At 73.0% G+C, this 18,442-nt stretch carries 19 protein-coding genes; 14 read left to right on the forward strand and 5 right to left on the reverse strand.

What is annotated here, in order from left to right; all coding sequences use genetic code 11:
- The first annotated feature begins 112 nt into the window (after positions 1 to 112).
- From RWE79_RS31160 to RWE79_RS31180, 5 genes are all read left to right on the forward strand, one after another.
- Entirely contained in the window at positions 113 to 406 is a 294-nt protein-coding gene (locus RWE79_RS31160; RefSeq protein WP_475943415.1) for a hypothetical protein, read from the forward strand.
- 490 nt (positions 407 to 896) lie between these two features.
- Positions 897 to 1,985, forward strand: coding sequence for an IS110 family RNA-guided transposase (locus RWE79_RS31165; RefSeq protein ID WP_475943416.1), 1,089 nt, complete (start codon positions 897 to 899; stop codon positions 1,983 to 1,985).
- A 32-nt stretch (positions 1,986 to 2,017) separates the two neighbouring features.
- Complete coding sequence (gene pcaDC / locus RWE79_RS31170; RefSeq protein WP_475943417.1) at positions 2,018 to 3,271, forward strand: bifunctional 3-oxoadipate enol-lactonase/4-carboxymuconolactone decarboxylase PcaDC; 1,254 nt, start codon at positions 2,018 to 2,020, stop codon at positions 3,269 to 3,271.
- Positions 3,272 to 3,377: 106 nt separating this feature from the next.
- Complete coding sequence (locus RWE79_RS31175) at positions 3,378 to 4,034, forward strand: MBL fold metallo-hydrolase (protein WP_475943418.1); 657 nt, start codon at positions 3,378 to 3,380, stop codon at positions 4,032 to 4,034.
- Between the two features lie 170 nt (positions 4,035 to 4,204).
- Positions 4,205 to 4,984 carry an exodeoxyribonuclease III gene (locus RWE79_RS31180; RefSeq protein WP_475943419.1) on the forward strand — a complete coding sequence of 260 codons (780 nt, stop codon included), beginning with the start codon at positions 4,205 to 4,207 and terminating at the stop codon, positions 4,982 to 4,984.
- Here RWE79_RS31180 and RWE79_RS31185 read toward each other — a convergent pair.
- Entirely contained in the window at positions 4,951 to 5,805 is an 855-nt protein-coding gene (locus RWE79_RS31185; protein ID WP_475943420.1) for a hypothetical protein, read from the reverse strand. The two genes, RWE79_RS31180 and RWE79_RS31185, sit on opposite strands and share 34 nt — an antisense overlap.
- A gap of 100 nt (positions 5,806 to 5,905) precedes the next feature.
- Between RWE79_RS31185 and RWE79_RS31190 the strand changes: the two genes are divergently transcribed.
- Positions 5,906 to 6,358 carry a DUF6278 family protein gene (locus tag RWE79_RS31190; RefSeq protein ID WP_475943421.1) on the forward strand — a complete coding sequence of 151 codons (453 nt, stop codon included), beginning with the start codon at positions 5,906 to 5,908 and terminating at the stop codon, positions 6,356 to 6,358.
- Between the two features lie 16 nt (positions 6,359 to 6,374).
- Here the strand turns inward: RWE79_RS31190 and RWE79_RS31195 are convergent, their stop codons facing one another.
- Positions 6,375 to 7,271, reverse strand: a complete 897-nt coding sequence (locus RWE79_RS31195; protein ID WP_475943422.1) for a helix-turn-helix domain-containing protein — start codon at positions 7,269 to 7,271, stop codon at positions 6,375 to 6,377.
- A 141-nt stretch (positions 7,272 to 7,412) separates the two neighbouring features.
- Here RWE79_RS31195 and RWE79_RS31200 point away from each other — a divergent pair, with 141 nt between their 5' ends.
- The 3 genes from RWE79_RS31200 to RWE79_RS31210 all read left to right on the forward strand — a co-directional run bounded on the left by RWE79_RS31200 (position 7,413) and on the right by RWE79_RS31210 (position 8,736).
- Positions 7,413 to 7,916, forward strand: coding sequence for an ATP-binding protein (locus RWE79_RS31200; RefSeq protein WP_475943423.1), 504 nt, complete (start codon positions 7,413 to 7,415; stop codon positions 7,914 to 7,916).
- Between the two features lie 29 nt (positions 7,917 to 7,945).
- Positions 7,946 to 8,197 (forward strand): TfoX/Sxy family DNA transformation protein, encoded by a 252-nt coding sequence (locus RWE79_RS31205; RefSeq protein ID WP_475943424.1) that lies wholly within the window; start codon positions 7,946 to 7,948, stop codon positions 8,195 to 8,197.
- A gap of 176 nt (positions 8,198 to 8,373) precedes the next feature.
- Positions 8,374 to 8,736: a hypothetical protein gene (locus RWE79_RS31210; RefSeq protein WP_475943425.1), complete on the forward strand. Its 363-nt coding sequence runs from the start codon at positions 8,374 to 8,376 to the stop codon at positions 8,734 to 8,736.
- Positions 8,737 to 8,805: 69 nt separating this feature from the next.
- Here RWE79_RS31210 and RWE79_RS31215 read toward each other — a convergent pair whose 3' ends face one another.
- Positions 8,806 to 10,419, reverse strand: a complete 1,614-nt coding sequence (locus RWE79_RS31215; RefSeq protein ID WP_475943426.1) for a CocE/NonD family hydrolase — start codon at positions 10,417 to 10,419, stop codon at positions 8,806 to 8,808.
- A gap of 173 nt (positions 10,420 to 10,592) precedes the next feature.
- Here RWE79_RS31215 and RWE79_RS31220 point away from each other — a divergent pair, with 173 nt between their 5' ends.
- Positions 10,593 to 11,495: an SGNH/GDSL hydrolase family protein gene (locus RWE79_RS31220; protein ID WP_475943427.1), complete on the forward strand. Its 903-nt coding sequence runs from the start codon at positions 10,593 to 10,595 to the stop codon at positions 11,493 to 11,495.
- Here RWE79_RS31220 and RWE79_RS31225 read toward each other — a convergent pair.
- Together RWE79_RS31225 and RWE79_RS31230 are read right to left on the reverse strand one after the other, a co-directional pair.
- Positions 11,476 to 12,669, reverse strand: coding sequence for a low temperature requirement protein A (locus tag RWE79_RS31225; protein WP_475943428.1), 1,194 nt, complete (start codon positions 12,667 to 12,669; stop codon positions 11,476 to 11,478). The two genes, RWE79_RS31220 and RWE79_RS31225, sit on opposite strands and share 20 nt — an antisense overlap.
- 4 nt (positions 12,670 to 12,673) lie before the next feature.
- Entirely contained in the window at positions 12,674 to 13,423 is a 750-nt protein-coding gene (locus RWE79_RS31230) for a hypothetical protein (protein ID WP_475943429.1), read from the reverse strand.
- Positions 13,424 to 13,577: 154 nt separating this feature from the next.
- Here RWE79_RS31230 and ggt point away from each other — a divergent pair, with 154 nt between their 5' ends.
- From ggt to RWE79_RS31250, 4 genes are all read left to right on the forward strand, one after another.
- Positions 13,578 to 15,362: a gamma-glutamyltransferase gene (ggt, locus tag RWE79_RS31235; RefSeq protein ID WP_475943430.1), complete on the forward strand. Its 1,785-nt coding sequence runs from the start codon at positions 13,578 to 13,580 to the stop codon at positions 15,360 to 15,362.
- Positions 15,359 to 16,099: a hypothetical protein gene (locus RWE79_RS31240; RefSeq protein ID WP_475943431.1), complete on the forward strand. Its 741-nt coding sequence runs from the start codon at positions 15,359 to 15,361 to the stop codon at positions 16,097 to 16,099. The genes ggt and RWE79_RS31240 overlap by 4 nt, the downstream gene beginning before the upstream one ends.
- 73 nt (positions 16,100 to 16,172) lie before the next feature.
- On the forward strand, positions 16,173 to 16,820 hold the full coding sequence (locus RWE79_RS31245; RefSeq protein ID WP_475943432.1) for a CGNR zinc finger domain-containing protein: 648 nt from the start codon (positions 16,173 to 16,175) through the stop codon (positions 16,818 to 16,820).
- An 82-nt stretch (positions 16,821 to 16,902) separates the two neighbouring features.
- Positions 16,903 to 18,366, forward strand: coding sequence for a hypothetical protein (locus RWE79_RS31250; protein ID WP_475943433.1), 1,464 nt, complete (start codon positions 16,903 to 16,905; stop codon positions 18,364 to 18,366).
- The last annotated feature ends 76 nt before the right edge of the window (positions 18,367 to 18,442 follow it).

Genomic DNA, 18,442 nt, shown 5'->3' on the forward strand with positions numbered 1-18,442 from the left:
CCGGCTGTGGCGGAGACTGCCCGGGGCTGGCACGGCCCTGATCACCACGGGACGATCCATGTTCTGCCGCGAAACGGCAACAGCCCGGTGGCAGAGGGCATGTGGGAGTGATGTGGAGTACGAGCACCGCATGATGGCCGACGGCATGGCCGAACCCGGCCGCCCCGCACCACCCCGGGCCGACCGCGCCGCCACGTTCGGCTCCGGTGGCATGGTCTTTGTCGGCAGCCCCGACCAGATCGCCGACCGCATCCTCCACCTCTACGGGCTGCTCGGCAACACCCGACAGATCCTCCAAATGGACGTCGGTGGCATGCCGCACCGCGACTTCCTCCACGGCATCGAACTGCTCGGCACCAAGGCGCTCCCCCAGATCCGCGCCGAACTCGGACAGCCGCAGGCGTAAGGGGGCGTGTGTGATGGAAGACGTGACGCCCGCCATGCTGCGAGCGCAGGCGGAAGAGGCGCTTCGGCCCGTCGCGCAGCGCCGGGTACGGCCCCTCGAAGAGCTCTTGGCGTGTGAGGCGGGCCACACGTCTGTCCGTCAATACCGGTCACGAGTGGGCGGGAAGCCGACTCCATGCCAGCTCGTCCAGGGCAGTTTGCGTGCCGGTTCGGACGGTGCCACCCGGCTGTGATCGGGTTACGCCGTTGTGCCGGGAACGGTGGGACGGTTGCGCAGTGCCGTCCCGTTCGGGGGTCTGACTCTTGAGATCTTTGACCGCAGTGTCCAGTCACGGGCCTGTCGACTGTCGTTGCGGGATGGTTCCTGCTGTCACCGAGCCACAGGGCGTGTCCCCATAAGGGCTTTGCCGATGATCAGGCGCCATCACAGTTCAGACCGCCCGGGCCAGTGTCGGCTACTCAGCACGTCACGACGCGGAAGGTGAACCACCATGACGAGTAGAAAGCACAGCTCCTCCTCCAGTACGGATCCGCCCGTTCGGCGGGAGATCGTCCTGGGCGTGGACAAAGTCCATGTCGCGGCCGTGATCTCCCCGCTGGGAAAGATCCTGGGCACCGAGTCCTTCCCAGCGACGGCGGCCGGCTACCGTCACCTGCTTGTCTGGGCCCGCAAGCGGGGGACGGTGCGCCGGGCTGGTGTGGAGGGCACCGGCACCTTCGGTGCGGGTCTGTCCCGCTACCTGCTGGCTCAGCACGTCCAGGTGTTCGAAGTGAATCGGCCCGACCGGTCGGCCCGCCGTCTGCTCGGCAAGTCGGACCCGCTCGACGCGCAGGCCGCAGCGCGGGCCGTGCTCAGCGGTCGCGCCCGGGCCCGGGCCAAGTCCGGCGACGGACCGGTGCACAGCGCCCGGGTCTACAAACTTGCCAAGGACTCCGCGGTCAAGGCCCGCACCCAGGCGATCAACCAGCTCAAAGCCGTCCTGGTCATCGCCGACCCCGCCCTGCGGGAACGAATGTCCAGCCTGGGCGACGCCGAGCTGTTCCGCACCTGCGCGCGCCTCGCCCCGCACGACGGTGGGGGAGACGAGGATGGAGTGGTCCAGGCCACCCACATTACGCTGCGCATGCTCGCCGAGCGCAGCGAACAGCTCACCGCGCAGATCGACGAGCTGAACCAACGCCTGACCCGGCTCGTCGAACACCATGCCCCGCAACTGCTTGTACCGGTGGGTATCGGTCCGGACAGCGCAGTCACTCTCCTGATCACCATGGGGGACAACCCCGAGCGACTGAACACTGAGGCGTCCTTTGCTGCCCTTTGCGGAGTCAGCCCCATCGAGTACTCCTCTGGCCGTCGGAGCACGCGCCGGCTCAACTACGGCGGCGACCGGCAGGCCAACGCCGCCCTGCACCGCATCGTCTTCACCCGGCTGCGCCACGACCCGCGCACCCAGGCGTATTACGAACGTCGCACCCAGGAGGGCAAGACCCGACGTGAGATCATCCGATGCCTCAAACGGTATGCCGCTCGCGAGGTCTTCAACCTGGTCAGACCGGTTTCCCGCACCCCCGCGTTATAGGGGCGTCTGTGAGACGTGAGAGGGTCTGGGGCGTGAGTGAGACACCGTCGAACAACCTGCAATACCGCTTTGACGGGCCAGAAGAGGCTCCCGTCCTGATCTTGGGTCCCTCACTGGGTACCACCTGGCACATGTGGGACCGTCAGGTCCCGGCGCTGGCCGGCCAGTGGCGCGTGCTGCGCTACGACCTGCCGGGTCACGGCGGCGCCCCCGCCCACCCCGCGGTGTCCACCGCCGAGCTCGCCGGGCGGCTGCTCGCCACCCTCGACCGGCTCGGCATCGACAGCTTCGGCTACGCCGGCTGCGGGATCGGCGGCGCCGTCGGCACCCAGCTCGCGCTGCACGCCCCGCACCGGCTGGCCTCGCTGGTCCTGATCTCGTCCGCCGCCCGCTTCGGCACCCCCGACGAGTGGCGCCAGCGCGGCGTGATGGTCCGGGCCAACGGCCTCGGCCAGATCGCCGCCGCCACCCCGGAGCGCTGGTTCGCGCCCGATTTCCGGGCAGCGCAGAGCGCCATAGTGGAGTGGGCGGTGCAGATGGTGCGCACCACCGACCCCGGCTGCTACATCGCCGCGTGCGAGGCGCTGGCCGCCCACGACTGCCGTGCGGAACTGGTCCGCATCACCGTGCCCACCCTCGTCCTGGGCGGCGCCGAGGATCCGGTCACCCCGCCCGCCGACGCCAGGACACTGGTCGCCGGAATACCGGACGCCCGGCTCGCGATCGTGCCGGGCGCCTCGCACCTCGTCCCCGTCGAGCAGCCCGTCGCCGTCACCGAACTGCTCGTCCGGCACTTCGGCACCGCCTGGTCGGGCCAGCAGCCGGCCGCCGCCGTGGAGCCGGCCGTCCCGGCCGCTCCGGTCGCGGTGGCCGCCAAGCCCTCCTCCGCCCGCGCCGCCGACGTACGGCCGGACCCGTACGACGCCGGTATGAAGGTGCGCCGCGAGGTGCTGGGCGACGCGCATGTGGACGGCGCCGCGGAGGGCGCCGACGAGTTCACCGAGGACTTCCAGGAGTTCATCACCCGCTACGCCTGGGGCGAGATCTGGACCCGGGACGGCCTGGACCGCCGAACCCGCAGCGTCGTCACCCTCACCGCGCTCGCCGCCCGCGGGCACTTCGGCGAACTGGCGTTCCACACCCGGGCCGCGCTGCGCAACGGGCTCAGCCCCGCCGAGATCAAGGAGGTGCTGATGCACACCGCCGTCTACTGCGGGGTGCCGGCAGCCAACTCCGCGTTCGCGGTGGCCCAGCGGGTTATCCAGGAGGAAACAGCACCACGCTGACGATCACCGGGCGGCCCCGGGTCGGCCATCATGGAACCATGCTGCTTTCCCCCGGAGAACGACTCCCCGTATCCCGACGAAACGCACCCGCGCGAGGTGAGAACCGGTGAAGCTGACCAAGAAGGGCCACGCCTGCGTCCGGCTGGAGAAGGACGGGCGCACGCTCGTGATCGACCCCGGCACCTTCAGCGAGGAGGACGCCGCCGTCGGCGCCGAGGCCGTGCTCGTCACCCATGAGCACCTCGACCACTTCAACGAGGACCGGCTGCGCGCCGCGCTGGAGGCCGACCCGGCCACCCGGATCTGGACCCTGGGCAGCGTCGCCGAGAAGATCTCGGCGGCCTTCCCGGGCCGCGTGCACACCGTGGGGGAGGGAGACACCTTCTCCGCCGCCGGGTTCGACATCCAGGTGCACGGCCAGCTGCACGCGCAGATCCACCCGGACATCCCGCGCATCACCAATGTGGGGTACCTGATCGGGACCGGCGCCGGCAGCGTCTTCCACCCCGGCGACGCCCTCACCGTGCCGGACAGCCCCGTCGACACCCTGCTGCTGCCCGTGCACGCCCCGTGGAACAAGGTGGCCGAGGTCATCGACTACGTACGCGAGGTCAAGCCGCAGCGCGCGATCGACGTCCACGACGGGCTGCTCAGCGACATCGCGCGGATGGTCTACGACAACATGCTCGGCCCGAACGGCCCCGGTGTCGGCGGCGCCGATCACAGCCGGCTCACGCCGGGCGAGAGCGTCGACCTGCGCTGAGAGCCGGGGTCCGGACTGCAGGGGGCATGCGGGCCTGGGGGCACTCCCCCAGCCTTCGGCCGGGGGGACCCCACCCGGCCGTCGGGCTGGGGGAGGGGCGGGCGCCCGGCCGGGGTCCGGACACCGGCTCTGCGGCGGCACTGTCGGAGGCGGGCGGTACATTCGAGGGCATGCGCATCGCCACCTGGAACGTCAACTCGATCACCGCCCGCCTGCCCCGGCTGCTGGCCTGGCTGGAGGCCTCCGGCACGGACGTGCTGTGCGTCCAGGAGACCAAGTGCTCGCAGGAGCAGTTCCCCTTCGACGAGCTGCGCGCGCTCGGCTACGAGGCCGCCGTCAACTGCACCGGCCGGTGGAACGGGGTGGCGCTGCTCTCCCGCGTCGGCCTGGAGGACGTGGTGGTGGGCCTGCCCGGCGGCCCGCTCTACGAGGAGGCCGAGGAGCCGCGCGCGGTGTCGGCCACCTGCGGCCCGGTCCGCCTCTGGTCGGTCTATGTGCCCAACGGCCGCGAGGTCGGGCACGACCACTACGCCTACAAGCTGCGCTGGTTCGAGGCGCTGCGCGCCGCCGTCGCCGATGACGCGGCGGGCGGCCGCCCCTTCGCGGTCCTGGGCGACTACAACGTCGCGCCCACCGACGAGGACGTGTACGACCCGGCGGTGTTCGAGGGCCTGACCCATGTCACCCCCGCCGAGCGGGCCGCGCTGGCCGCGCTGCGCGAGGCCGGGCTGAGCGATGTCGTGCCCCGCCCGCTGAAGTACGACCGCCCGTACACCTACTGGGACTACCGGCAGTTGGCCTTCCCCAAGAACCGGGGCATGCGCATCGACCTGGTCTACGCCAACCAGCCGTTCACCAAGGCCGTCGGCGACGCCTATGTCGACCGTGAGGAGCGCAAGGGCAAGGGCGCCTCGGATCACGCCCCGGTCGTCGTCGACCTCGACGTCTGAGCCGCCCGGGGGAAGCCCACGGCGAAGCGCCCGCCCACCCGGCGCTGGAACTCCACGTGCCCGCCGCGCAGCGCGGGCGGGCACGGCAGATGCATGGTGGCCGGGGCCCGGACCTCCCGCAGGTCGACCACGAGCGCCTCGTCCGGCAGCGCCGACAGCACCGCGGCCAGCTCCTGGTCGGCGCCCGCCTCGGCGTGTGCGCGGGCCAGCGGCACGGGCGTGCCCCGCAGGTCCGGGCGGTACGAGACGACGTGCGAGGCTTCCGCGAGCCGTTCCAGCAGGGCTTCGTCGTCGGTGTCCCGGCCGGTGCCGGTGCCGGTACGCCTGCCGCCCGCGTCGCCCGGCGTGCCGCCGGCGGTCCGCACCGCCGCCAGCCCGGCCCGGGCCAGGCCGGTCACCCAGGCGACCAGCGACGGCGCGACATAGGCCCAGGTCTCGTGGAAGACGCCGGTGGCGGCGAACACCCGGCCCCACGCACCGCTGGCGGCGTCCACGTCCACGAACAGCGCGTCGCCGTGGGCGTCGTGGACCAGATGGGCCGAACCGGGCGGCCCCGTCGCCCACCCGCCCGACGCCAGTCCGTGCTCGGGCGCCAGGGTGTACACCTCGCTGTCGGTGACCCCGGTGATCCGGAACGACCTCACCCGGCACACCAGTTGCCGCACGTCGGCGGGCAACGGCACGCCCCAGCCGTCGATCTCCCGGTCCGTCGCCCCCGGCGACAGCCGGACCCTCCCGGGCGCCCGCGAGGCCAGCTCCGCCAGCAGCCGCCAGGCATGATCGGCGGCCATCTCGCTCTTGATGGACGTGGTGTCCCGCATTGCATGCCCCTTCGTCCGCCGGGCATCCTTACGTAACGTATTGTGCGGCAACGGAACGTATACAGGGCGCTGTTCCCCCGGCATGTGCCACGCTGAGCCCATGGACATCCCGTTCCTGGACAAGTGGCTCAAGCGGCGCACCCCCCACGGCCCGGCGGCGCACGGTGTGGCGGTGATGGGCCCGGTCGCCGACGACCCCGCGGGGGTGGCCGAGCTGCTCTCGGAGTGCGGTCTGCTGCGCGAGCAGGCCTCGGCCGCCGGGGTCGGACTCGACGACACCGCCGTGTCGTTGGAACGCCTGGACCAGCTGCTGCCGCGCTGGCGTGACGACCCGGACGAGCTGCCGTGGCTCGGCAACGACGCCGGCCTGTATCTGGGCACCGTCATCATCCGCACGGTCCCGGGCGCGGCCTGGCGGGTGTGGCCGAACGGCCGGCCCGTGGTGGTGCTGGGTTCCGGACGGGAGGTCGATGTCGTCGGCGCCGGCCACGACTGGGCGGCGAGCGGCTCGCCGGAACTGTCGCAGGTCTACGCCGAGGTTTCCGAGAGCTAGCCGGTGGGCCCGCGGGTCAGATGACGCGTTCGCCGCTCTCCCGCAGGGCCTCGAAGTGGCGTTGGAATCCCGATACGAGGGAGGCCGGCGGGGTCGGCGAGAGCCGGTGGACCTGCGTGGCGTGCGGATCGCTGCGGCCGCCGATCAGCTCGACGAACGCCGTGTCGTCCAGCCGGACCAGCCGCCAGACGGGCGGTGCGAGGTAGCGGTAGACCTCCAGCTTGAGGGTGCCCTCCTCGGCGAGCTCCGCGAGCAGTTCCTCGGCGAAGCGCAGGCTCGCGGAGAAGAAGCGGGCCGTCTCGCCGACCTCCTGGGCGATCCGGGGCACGGCCGGGCTCTCGTGGTGCAGCACCAGCACCCGTAGCCGCGGCACGCTCTCGCGCTCCGGCCGTGTCAACGGCCCCCGCAGCAGGGAGTCGCCCATGGCGACCATGCCCAGGGCGCGCACGCCGATCACATCCACCGACTCGGCGCCGGCCGCCGCCTGCCGGATCTCCTGCACCGCCTCCGTCTTCGTCCGGGACACGGCCGCGATCTGCGGGTGTTCGAGCAGGGTCCGGGGGGTGGAGCCGGTCAGACCCCTCGGTGCGAGCCCCATGAGCATCCGTGCCTCGTCAGGCATACGCAGCCCGGTCGCGATCCGTTCAAAGACGTCGAAGCGGACCACCACCCGCCGGTTGCGCACGATTTCGTTGACCCGCCCCTGCAGCAGCCCGGTGGCGGCGGCGATCCGCGACTGGCTCGCGCCGCCGTACTGCTGGGCGAAACGCAGGATGGCACCGGCGTCGCGGCTGCGCAGGGCCTCGCGTATCTCCTCCCGCTGCCAGGCCCAGTCGGGGACGGTGACGGCCGGATCGCCCGGCAGCGCCGGGGAGGGTGAAGACGCAGAAGACGGTGACGACGAACCGGACATGGGTGAACTCTCCCGCCCCGCAGACGGCCCCCAGTCGAGTTACCAGGGGGTATATCGCCGTGAGAATAGCGCGGGGGTATCGCTTTCACAGGGCCTTCACGGAATGCTCGGCGCCACCTGCAGCACAATTGAGGTGGACATATGCGTGAAAACCTGACCGCACAGGCGCCAATCGCCCGCGATACCGGTGAGGCCGCCCCCCTCGACATACCCCGGGACGCCTCCGCCGAACCGGTCGAGCCGGTGGACTACCCGCCGATCACCCTCCTCGTGGGTGAGGTCTTCCTGCCCTGTGACGACCAGGCCCCGCGGCAGGCCCGCCGGATCCTCGCCGCGACCCTGGACGTGTGGGGTCTCGGTCATCTGCTGGAGACGGCCGGCCTGGTCCTCGCCGAGCTGGTCACCAACGCGGTACGCCACGCCGGTGGCCGTCAGATCGGCCTGACGCTGTGGCGCAGACTCACGCTCGTGCACATCTCGGTACGCGACTGTTCGCGCTCGCTGCCCTGCCTGATCACGACCGGGCCGTTCCCCACCACCGCCGAGAACAGCCGCGGACTTCAGCTCGTCGCGGCCTACACCTTCCGCTGGGGGACCGAGATCCTCCCGGGCGGTAAGCGTGTCTGGGCCGAGATCGCGGTCTGACGGACCGTCCGGCGGTGCATGATGTCGGCATGGACTCCCTGCAGCAGATGCCGAACATCGGAGCGGTGCTCGCTGAGCGACTGCGCCGCGGCGGTGTGACGGACGCCGACGAACTGCGCCGCCTCGGCGCGGGCCGAGCCTTCGAGAGGATCCGGGAGGAGCTTCCGGAGGATGCCTGCACCCACACCCTGCTCGCCCTGGAGGGCGCGATCCGCGGGACCCGCTGGACCGCCATCCCCAAGCCGGAACGGGACACCCTCGTTCACCGCGTCCTGGGCTGAGCGGCCTTCCCGGCTCCTCCTCCGGCCGAACCTCGCCCGCCCGAACGGGCCTTGGCCAAACACACACGGCAATCACAGGCCGGTCACAGCGTCGGCATACGTGGGTGGGATTGGCTCACAGGTCAAGGGATACCCGGGCGTCGTGTGGCGCCGGACCACTGAGGAGCTACTGACCCATGACTCGTGTCCTGACGACTCGCCGCCGCCGTACGGTGCCCGCCGCCGTCGCATTGCTGGCCGCCTCGACCCTGTTGCTGGCCGGATGCGGTTCGGACTCCTCGTCCAGCGGCAGTGCCGGATCCGGCAGCACGGCCTGTCCGAGCGGCGGTCCCGGCGGGGCCGGCGGCTCGGGCCGGCCGTCCGGGATGCCGAGTGGCGGCCCGTCCGGGATGCCCACCGGCAAGATGAGCGGTGCCCCGTCCGGCATGCCCAGCGGCGGCGCGTCCGGCGCCCCCGGTGGTCAGGGCGGTCAGGGCGGTCAGGGCGGCTGTGGTGGTGGCGGCCAGGGCGGCGCCGCGCCGCAGGCCTCCAGCTCCTGACGGAGTGAGCGTGCGAGCCCCCGGTCCCGGTGGACCGGGGGCTCCGCCGTGTCGGCCGTGTCGGCCGTGTCAGCCGACCGGCACCGACAGGGTGGACGGATCCGCGGCCGGGGACGAGAAGGTGATCGTCGACAGCAGCGGGTTGTGGGTGATGTAGAGCGGGTCGACGGTGTCGAGCACCAGGGCCAGGTGGTGGCCCTTCGGCACGTCGTACGCCGTGGAGAACAGCTCCAGGTCGACCCCGAAGGCCTGGCCGGCCGTGCGGTCGGTGAAGGTGTAGGGCGCGTGGGTGACCAGCTTGCCGACGCCGAGCGCGTTCACGTCGTAGAGGTAGGCCACGAAGGTGCCGGTGGCGGCCGAGGGGGTCACGGTGGTGTGGAGCTCGACCGTGCCCCGGACGGGCTGCGCGGAGCCGTAGGTGCCGGACTGCCAGACCGCCGCGAAGGCGCGCGGCAGCAGCGGCACCGAGACGACCGGCGGGCTCTGCGCTATCTGGTCGAGCAGGCTGGTCAGGAAGATGACGCCGCAGTCGGCGCCGGAGTCGATGTTGGTGCCGATCCGCCGGGTGCCGCCCAGGTCGAGGGTGCGCCGGTCGGCGACGACCGAGGACCAGTCGGCGTAGCCCTCGTAACCGCCGGAACCGGTACGGGACTTGAGCTGCACCGGCGATTCGCTGTCGATGCCGTTGTGGTCGCCCTTGAGGTAGTGGTCGAACCAGCGGGCGGTGTCGGTCCACACGTCGTTGGGCAGTCCGAGCAGCCCGGTCGCCTCGGCGGTGACATGGTCGCCGGGCCGCAGTTCGAGCCGCTTGGGGACGGTCAGCCGGTCGTAGAAGTCGGCGTAGCTGTTGGGCGGGAAGAGCGAGTCGCCCCAGCTGTTGGCGAGCAGGACGGCGGCGCCGTTGGCGTTGAGCCGGTCCAGGTAGGTGGCGGGGGAGCGCAGCTTGCCCCAGGCGCGCATCGCGTCCTCGCGGTCGTAGCGGGAGGACAGGAAGTCGGAGAGGATCTGCTGGAGTTCGTCGCCGGGCCGGCCGGTGAGGTACGCGGCTCCGCCCAGCAGTGCGGTCGCCTGGAGGTGCTGGGTGCGGCCGGAGAAGATCGAGTCGACGAGGTCGGCCCAGCCGCTGAGCGAGGCCACGGCCTTGATCCGGGGGTCGAAGGCCGCGCTGAGCAGGCTGATCCCGGCGCCGTACGACGCGCCCGCGATGCCGATCCGGCCGGGATCGGCGGGGGTGTCGGCCAGTGCCCAGTCCACGACCCGGGAGGAGTCGGCGATGTCCTTCGGGCCCGCGACGTCGATCTCGCCGCCGGACTGCCAGAAACCGCGCGGGGTGTAGCTGACCACGACATAGCCGGAGTCGGCCAGGGCCCTGGCCTGCGCGAGGTACTCCAGGTCGTTCAGGCTCCAGCTGCTGGGCAGCACGATCAGCGGGTAGCGCTGCGAGCCGTCGTAGCCGCCGGGGGTGACCACATTGCCCTTGAGGGTGATTCCGCCGGACCCGGGGATGTCGGTGAACCGCACGGTGGCGGTCGCCGCGCTGCCGGCGGCCGCGGTGCTGCTCACGGCTGCCGTGCGGGTCGTGGCGGTCGAGGCGTACGCGCCCGGTGCCGCCGACAGCCCGAGGGCGGTGGCGACGAGCAGGGCGACGGAGACGGAGGCTGCTGTTGTGGGGGGTGTCTTCATGGTGCGGCTCCAGTCACGCCGGATGAAAGTGACTGGAGAGTAACCACGAACTCTTACCGCTGGTAATACTCGTGAGTGTTACGCACGAGTAACGATCGGCTGTCCGGACCATTGACAGCCGCCCCCACGGCACCGAACCTGAGCCAAGTCACCGTAGACACAGAGGGGTTCACATGCACAGACGCATGCTGGTCCGGGGGGCCGCCGCAATCGGCGCCACCGTCGCGCTCACCGCCGGTACGGCCCTTCCGGCCGCCGCCCACGATCACGGCCACGGGGGCCAGGGTCAGGGCGGCGCCCGCAGTTATGTCGCCCTCGGCGACTCGTACACCTCCGGCCCGCTGATCCCGGATCAGGTGGACGCCAACTGCCTCCGCTCCAGCAGCAACTACCCCTCCCTGGTGGCGAAGGGGCTCTCCCGCACCAGCCTCACCGACGTCAGCTGCAGCGGCGCCACCACCGCCGAGATGTGGCAGGCCCAGGGCACCAACCCGCCGCAGCTCGACGCGGTGAACCGGAAGACCGACCTGGTCACCCTGCAGATCGGCGGCAACGACGTCGGCTTCGGCAGCATCATCCGCACCTGCGCCGGCGTCGCCTCCGGCGACCCCACGGGCAGCCCGTGCCGCGCGTACTACAACGCGAGCGGTACGGACCAGTTGCAGGCCAACATCAAGGCCACCGTCCCCAAGGTCGCGGCCGTCCTGGCCGGCATCCGCAAGCGGGCCCCGCACGCCCGGGTGCTGGTGGTCGGCTACCCCGACCTGCTGCCCGACAACGGTGTCGGCTGCCGCCCCTCGGTGCCCTTCGCCGACGGCGACTTCGCCTACCTGCGCGACATCGGCAAGGCGCTCAACGCCATGCTCGCCCGGCAGGCGTGGGCCTACCACGCGACCTACGTCGACACCTACACCCCGACCGTCGGGCACGACATGTGCACCGCCCCCGGGGTGCGCTGGATCGAGCCGCTGAGCCCGGCCTCGCCCGCCGCCCCCGCGCACCCCAACGCGCTGGGGGAGCAGGCGATGGCGGCGGCCGTCCTGGACCGGCTGTGCGTCAGGGCGCCGAAGGGATAGCCACCGCCGCGGGCCGGGCGACGGCCTCCGACACCGCCACCAGGGCCGCCAGCAGCAGCCCGGTGGCGAGTACCGGGGTCCCGGTGAACGTCAGGGCCAGCACCACGGCGGCCGTAACCGGTATCAGCAGCGCGTGCGCGGCGCTCACATGGTGCGGCCGGACGTGCAGCACGTAGAGCACCAGCAGGAACACCGCGACCGGCACGGTCACGGCGGCCGCCGCGACGGCGTGCGCGATGTGGGCGTGGTGGGTGGCGTAGTCGATGTTGACCGCCAGCCCCGCGCCCACCGCCGCCGCCGAGGCGAAGATCAGGTAGTGGCCGTAACCCCAGGGAATACCCGTCCGGTTGGACGTCAGGAACCGGGCCGCGGGCTTGGCGAAGTACAGCCACCACACCGACAGTACGATCAGCAGCCCGCCCCCGGCCACCTCGAACAGCGTCACCGGGGTCTGCCGTTCGTCCAGCGCCTGCTGCACCGCCAGGGTCGCCGCGAGCACCGACTCGCCGAGGACGATCAGGGTGAACAGGCTGTACCGCTCGGCGATGTGGTGCGGATGCCACGGTGTGTTCCCGGCGGCCTCCGCCACGACCGGTACGCAGACCTCCAGCAGGGCCAGCGCCGCGAAGGCCGGCGTCCGCCATGCGTACGGCACCCAGAGCCAGCCCACCCAGGCGCACTGGACGACCACGATGCCCACGGCGTAGCGCAGGGCGGTTCCGCGCCCCAGCGGATGCGAACGGGCCGCCCGCAGCCACTGCGGGACCAGCCCGGCGCGCATCACGACGTAGCCGACCACCGGCAGTGTGAAGTCGTGCTCGGTGAAGGCCCGCGGCACCCCGGCGGCCAGGATCAGGACGCCGGTGATCTGCACGAACGTGGTCAGCCGGTACGGGACGTCGTCGACGTCGTACGCCGAGGCGAACCAGGTGAACCCCATCCAGGCCCACCAGATGGCGAAGAAGACCATGACATAGCTGACCACCCCGGACCCCACGTGGCCGGCGGACAGCGCGTGGTGCAGCCGCGCGGCCACCTGGGCCACGGCCACCACGAAACACAGGTCGAAGAGCAGTTCCAGCGGGGTCGCCGCGCGGTGCGGCTCGCCCGGGTCGCGGGCCGTCATCCGGCGCAGCCAGGGCGGTCTGGGGACGGGCGTGTTCGGTTTGCTCACGCCGTCATTCTGCCGTCAAGGCCACCGGTCGGATGATCGGTGCGGCCGCCGCGCGGGTGACGTCGGCGACGACTTCCACCACGTCGGGGCCGTACGCCTGGGAGTTGGTCACCTTCAGCAGCAGGCAGAACGAGCCGTCGAGGCCGTACTTGCGGGCCAGCCGGACGTGGTGCCGGGCCAGATAGCGGACGGCGGCCTGGTTGCTGATCGAGGTCTGGCCGGAGGAGAGGAAGACCGGCCGGCTGTTCCCGGTGTTCTCGTCGGCGGCGAGGCGGGCGAGGAGTACGTGCTCCACCGTGCCCTTGTCCAGCCGGTAGGTCTCGCCGCTGACGGTGAACGCGCCCCGGTCCGGGCCGACATTGTCGAGGTTGACCTCGACACCCGGCAGCTTGGAGCGCAGATGCGCCGCCATGCGGTGGTTGGAGACCGGGCCGCCTATGCAGAACTCCGTACGGGCCCCGAAGCCCTGCCAGGCCGTGTCGTGCGGCAGGATCTCGGCGTGCGCCCGGCAGTCCTTGATCAGCGCCGACAGCTCGATCAGCGCGAAGACGTCGTGGCGGGCCACGCTCCAGTCCCGCGAGCCGGGGTCGCGGTTGACCACGAGCAGGCACTCCGAGCCGCTGGGCAGCCCGAAGAAGCGCTGCTGGCGGCCGAGTCCGCGGCGCCACAGGTAGGTGCGGACGAACCAGCCCAGCCCGGCGCTGATGGCGCTGGCGGCAAGGCCCAGGACGATGTTGCGGACGTCGTCGCTCATGCGCTCGGGGTACCTCCCGGTCGAGGACTGGTCAGGGGACTGGGGGCCGATGGTAGCGGTGTTCGAGTCGTTCGCACTGACGTGTTCCTGACGATGCGGTAGGGATCCCGTTAGGCTGCGGAAGGTTCGCGGTCGCCCAAGTGGAGGTCCACGCATGCGTCGTCGCACTGTGTCCCTGCTCGCCGTCGGTGCTGCCCTGCTGTCGGTCGCCGCAGCACCCCCGACGCGGGCGGCACCGGCGGCCGCCGCCAAGGTCCCGGTCGCGGTCGGCTACGGCGGGGCCGTGGCCAGCGTGGACGCCGACGCCTCGGCGGCCGGCATCGAGGTGCTGCGCCACGGCGGCAACGCGGTCGACGCCGCGGTGGCCACCGCCGCCGCGCTGGGCGTCACCGAGCCCTACTCCTCCGGCATCGGCGGTGGCGGCTACTTCGTCTACTACGACGCCGCCACCCGCAGGGTCTCCACGATCGACGGCCGCGAGACCGCCCCGGCCAGCGCCACCGACCAGCTCTTCGTCGAGAACGGCCAGGCCATCCCCTTCGCCGACGCCGTCACCAGCGGACTGGGCGTCGGCGTCCCCGGCACCCCCGCCACCTGGTCGACGGCCCTGCGCACCTGGGGCTCGCGGTCCCTCGAACAGGTGCTGCGGCCCGCCGAGGCCATCGCCCGCGAGGGCTTCACCGTGGACGACACCTTCCGCAGCCAGACCGAGCTCAACCAGGCCAGGTTCGCCGACTTCCCCGACACCGCCAAGCTCTTCCTGCCCGGCGGCCGACTCCCCGCCGTCGGCTCCACCTTCACCAACCCCGACCTCGCCACCACCTACGAGGAACTGGGCCGCGAGGGCGTCGGGGCGGTCTACGACGGCGACATCGGCGCCGACATCCTCGACACCGTACGCAATCCGCCCGTCGACCCGGCGTCGAGCCGCGTCGTGCGGGCCGGCGACCTCACCACCGCCGACCTGACCTCCTACCGGGCCCGACGGCAGGCCCCCACCCGGGTTTCCTACCGGGGCCGGGACGTGTACGGCATCGCGCCCTCCTCCTCCGGCGGCACCACCGTCGGCGAGGCACTCAACATCCTGGAGGGCACCGACCTCGCCAGGCTCAGCGAGACCCAGTACCTCCACCGCTACCTCGAAGCCAGCCGCATCGCCTTCGCCGACCGGGGCCGCTGGGTCGGCGACCCGGCCTTCGAGGACGTGCCGACCGCCGGGCTGCTCTCCCAGTCCTACGCCGACTCCCGGGCCTGCCTCATCAAGGACGACTCCGTCCTGACCAGCCCGCTGGCCCCCGGTGACCCCGCCCACCCGGCCGCCTGCTCCACCACGGGCACCGCCGCCCCCACCACCTACGAGGGCGAGAACACCACCCACCTCACCGTGGCCGACCGGTGGGGCGACGTGGTGTCGTACACCCTGACCATCGAGCAGACCGGCGGCAGCGGCATCACCGTCCCCGGCCGCGGCTTCCTGCTCAACAACGAGCTGACGGACTTCTCCTTCACCCCGGCGAGCGCCACCGTCCACGACCCCAACCTGCCAGGCCCCGGCAAGCGTCCGCGCTCCTCGATCTCCCCGACCATCGTCCTGCGCCACGGCCGCGTCGACTTCGCCCTCGGATCCCCCGGCGGCTCGACCATCATCACCACCGTTCTGCAGGTCCTCCTCGAACACGTCGACCGGGGGCTGCCGTTGGTCGACGCCATCGCCGCGCCACGCGCCAGCCAGCGCAACACGACCACCACCACGGCCGAGACCGTGTTCCTCGCCACCGCGGCCGCGGGCCGGCTCGCCGCCCTCGGCCACACGTTCACCGAGACCGCCGAGATCGGTGCCGCCACCGGCATCCAGCGTCTGCCCGACGGCCGCTGGCTCGCCGCCGCCGAGACCGTCCGGCGCGGCGGCGGTTCCGCCCAGGTGGTCCGGCCGGGATGACGGCCCTGCTCTGGCCGCTGCTGTTCCTGCTCGGCGCCGGGGCCTGCGTCGGATGGCGGCTGCACCGTCATCCGGGAGGCTGGGCGTACGCCTTCGGCCAGGCGTACGCCCTGGAACGGCGGGACCTCGCCGGAGCCCGCCGCCGGCTCCGCACCCTCGAACGTGAGGCGCGCAGGGAGCGGTCCCGGGCCCGGGACCTGCTGCGCGGCGAGGAGTCACGGCACCGGGGACTCGTACGTGCCGCGCAACAGCGGCTGACAGACCTGCGCCGCCCCGGCCGGGGCGAACTCCTGGCCTCCCTCGGCGAGGTGGCGCTGCACCGGCACGTACTGCGCGTCGCCGCCCAGGACCTCGCGCTGGCCGGGGTGACCGTCCGCTACGAGCAGACGCCCGACGAGTACCGCATCCATGTGACGGCCCCGGGCGGCAGGAAGCGGCCGGTGCGCTACCCGCGGGCCGATCACGAGGAGGCCGACGTACGGCGCCTGGCCGGGCGGATCGAGGACGCGGCCGAGGAGGAGAGCGCCTTCCGCAAGCGGCGCCGCAGCCTCATCGCGGACGCCGAGGCCGAACTGCGGCGCGTCCGGGCCGACACCGCCGCCGCGGAGGCCGCCCGCACCGGACTCGCCGAGCTCACCGAACGTCAGCGCGCCGACGGACGCCTCGCCTCCGCGCGCACCGACCTGGACGCCGCCCGGGCCCGCTGGCAAGCCCTCACCGGCCACCTGTCGCCCTGACCCGGGCCCTCAGGCGGCGGCGCGTAGCATTGCCCCGGGCCCGCGGCGGCAACGGAAGGTGAGGGGCCGAGCCATGGAAGACCATCCGGCCCTGGAACTGGCGGGCACGATCCGCCACGACGGCCACGACGGCATCACCGACGACCTGGCCGACCCCGAGGGGCTGACGGTGTGGCTCCGGGAGCGGGCCGCCCGGCCGGGGGCGCAGCCCTTGGGGGAGACCTTCGAGGCCGACGAGGCGGCGCGGCTGGCGGTGGTGGCCGTACGGGACGCCGTACGGGCCCTGTTCGCACGGGCGGTGAGCCCGGGGGCGCCCAGCCGGGCGGACGCCGACCGGCTGCTGCCCGCGGCCGAGGCGGTGGCCCGGCTGAACGCGGCGGCGGCACGGCAACCGGTCACGGTAACCCTCGACTGGCCGCCGGAAGCCGGGGCCGCGCCCGTCGCCCGGCTGCGGCCACTGCCCGTGCCCGCGCCTGCGGGCGCGCCCGCAGGCGCGGCCGATCCGGCCGTGGCGCTGGCCGCCGCGCTGGCCCGGGCGGCCGTCGACTTCCTGGCCGGACCCCGGCGCGAACGGCTGCGGGCCTGCGCGGCGCCGCGCTGCGTGCGCTACTTCGTGAAGGCGCACGCCCGGCAGGAATGGTGCAAGCCGTCCTGCGGCAACCGCGCCCGCGTGGCCAGGCACTACCGGCGCCACCGTGCGCCGTCTGAAAACTCCCTGTAGCCGCTCCGTAACACAACTGGTGTCCAATGCCAGCGGACCACACGCTTCCGCCGCCTCGCGCGGCGGTCTGGGAGGTGCGACCGTGGATGGCAGGGCGGGTGCGGAAGTCAGCGGCGCCGTAGGGGAGTTCACGCAGTACTTCCGCTCCCTGGTCGCCGCGCTCGGCGACCCGCCGGGCTGGTACGGAGTCTTCGCCGCCCGCGATCCGGACGGCGTACGGGCCTATCTCGACGGCGCCGACCTGCCCCCCTGGGACGTGCTGCTGGCCGTTCTGCACGATGTGGCCGCCGGGCGCGGCGCCCCGGTCACCGGGGAGGTCCTGGGACGGGCGCAGCGGCTCTACACCGCCGCGGTCGCGCAGTTGGACGCGGCGCCCGGCAGCGAACCGGCGCTGCGGGAACGGCTGGACGACATGCAGCGGGAACGGCAGTACGCGGTACTGCGCGAACGCGACACCGCCCGCGCGGTCCAGCTCGGCACCGCCGACCCCAACGACCTCGCCTGGGCCCGGGACGACCGGGAACGCGCCGTCGCCCGCTGCCTGGAACTGCAGGGCCGGCTGGACGCGGTGACGGCCCGCCCGCCGGCGCCCGGCCACTGGTTCCGCGAGGCCCGGGTCCCCGCCCCGCGGGAGGCCCGGCAGACCCCGCGCCCGGCGGAACCGGCGCCCCGGTCCACCGCCGAGCCCGCCGCCGAGCCGGCACCGGCTCCCGCACCCGCCGGCACTTCCCCCGCCGCCCCCGCCGCCCCCGCCGCCTCCGCCGCCCCCGCCGACCCGCCGCGCAAGCCCGCCGGCCGGAGCAAGCGGGAGCGGTCGCGCGGCGGGGCCCGGTACGGCGGCGCGCGCTTCGCCGGCGCGCCGGACGCCGAACCGGCCGAGCCCGCCGTGGAGCCCCCGGCCGTACCGGCGGCCGCGCCCGCGACGGCCCGCGGCGCCCGTTTCGCCGGCGCCCCCGAGGCGGCCGGCGGCCGCCGGGAGGAGCGCCGGGCCGCCGAGGCCCGGGAGCGGGCGGAACACCGTGCCGCCGCCCAGCACACCGCCGACCGGCTGGGCGAGCTGCGCCGCTCCGGCCGCAGCGGTGAGGCATACGTCCTGATGAGCGAGGCCGCGGCCGCCGCCGTCGGCCAACTGCCCCTTCTCGCCGAGGCCCTGGAGCGCTCCGGTCTCTCCGCCGACGTCCAGACCCTGCTGTGGGAGATCGCCGCCCAGCCCCCCGCGCGGCTGGCCGCCGTGGCGGTGGCCCTGGCCGAGGCCGGCCGCCCCGAGCACTGCCTCACCCTGCTCAACCAGGCCGCCGCCCGCCCCGCCGCCGAGATCGCCCTGACCGCCGCCGCCCTGTGCGACGCCGGCCACCGCCCCGAGGCCGTCTCCCTGCTGGCCGGGGTGGCCCGCGCCCGTACCCCGGAGACCGCCGCCGGTATCGTCCGGGAACGCCACGACCTGGCCGGCCCGCTGCTGGACGCCGCCGGCCTGCACTCGGTCTCCCGGCGCCGCGACGTGGCCGCCGCACTGCGCCGGGCGGGTCTGCCCGACCGCGAAACGTGATCCCTTGCGTTGAGTAACGGGCGCGGTGTTGCCACAGTGGGTGAGGGCTCCTACGGTGCCCGTACAGCGAGGATCT

The organism is Streptomyces sp. RLA131, from assembly GCF_056270125.1.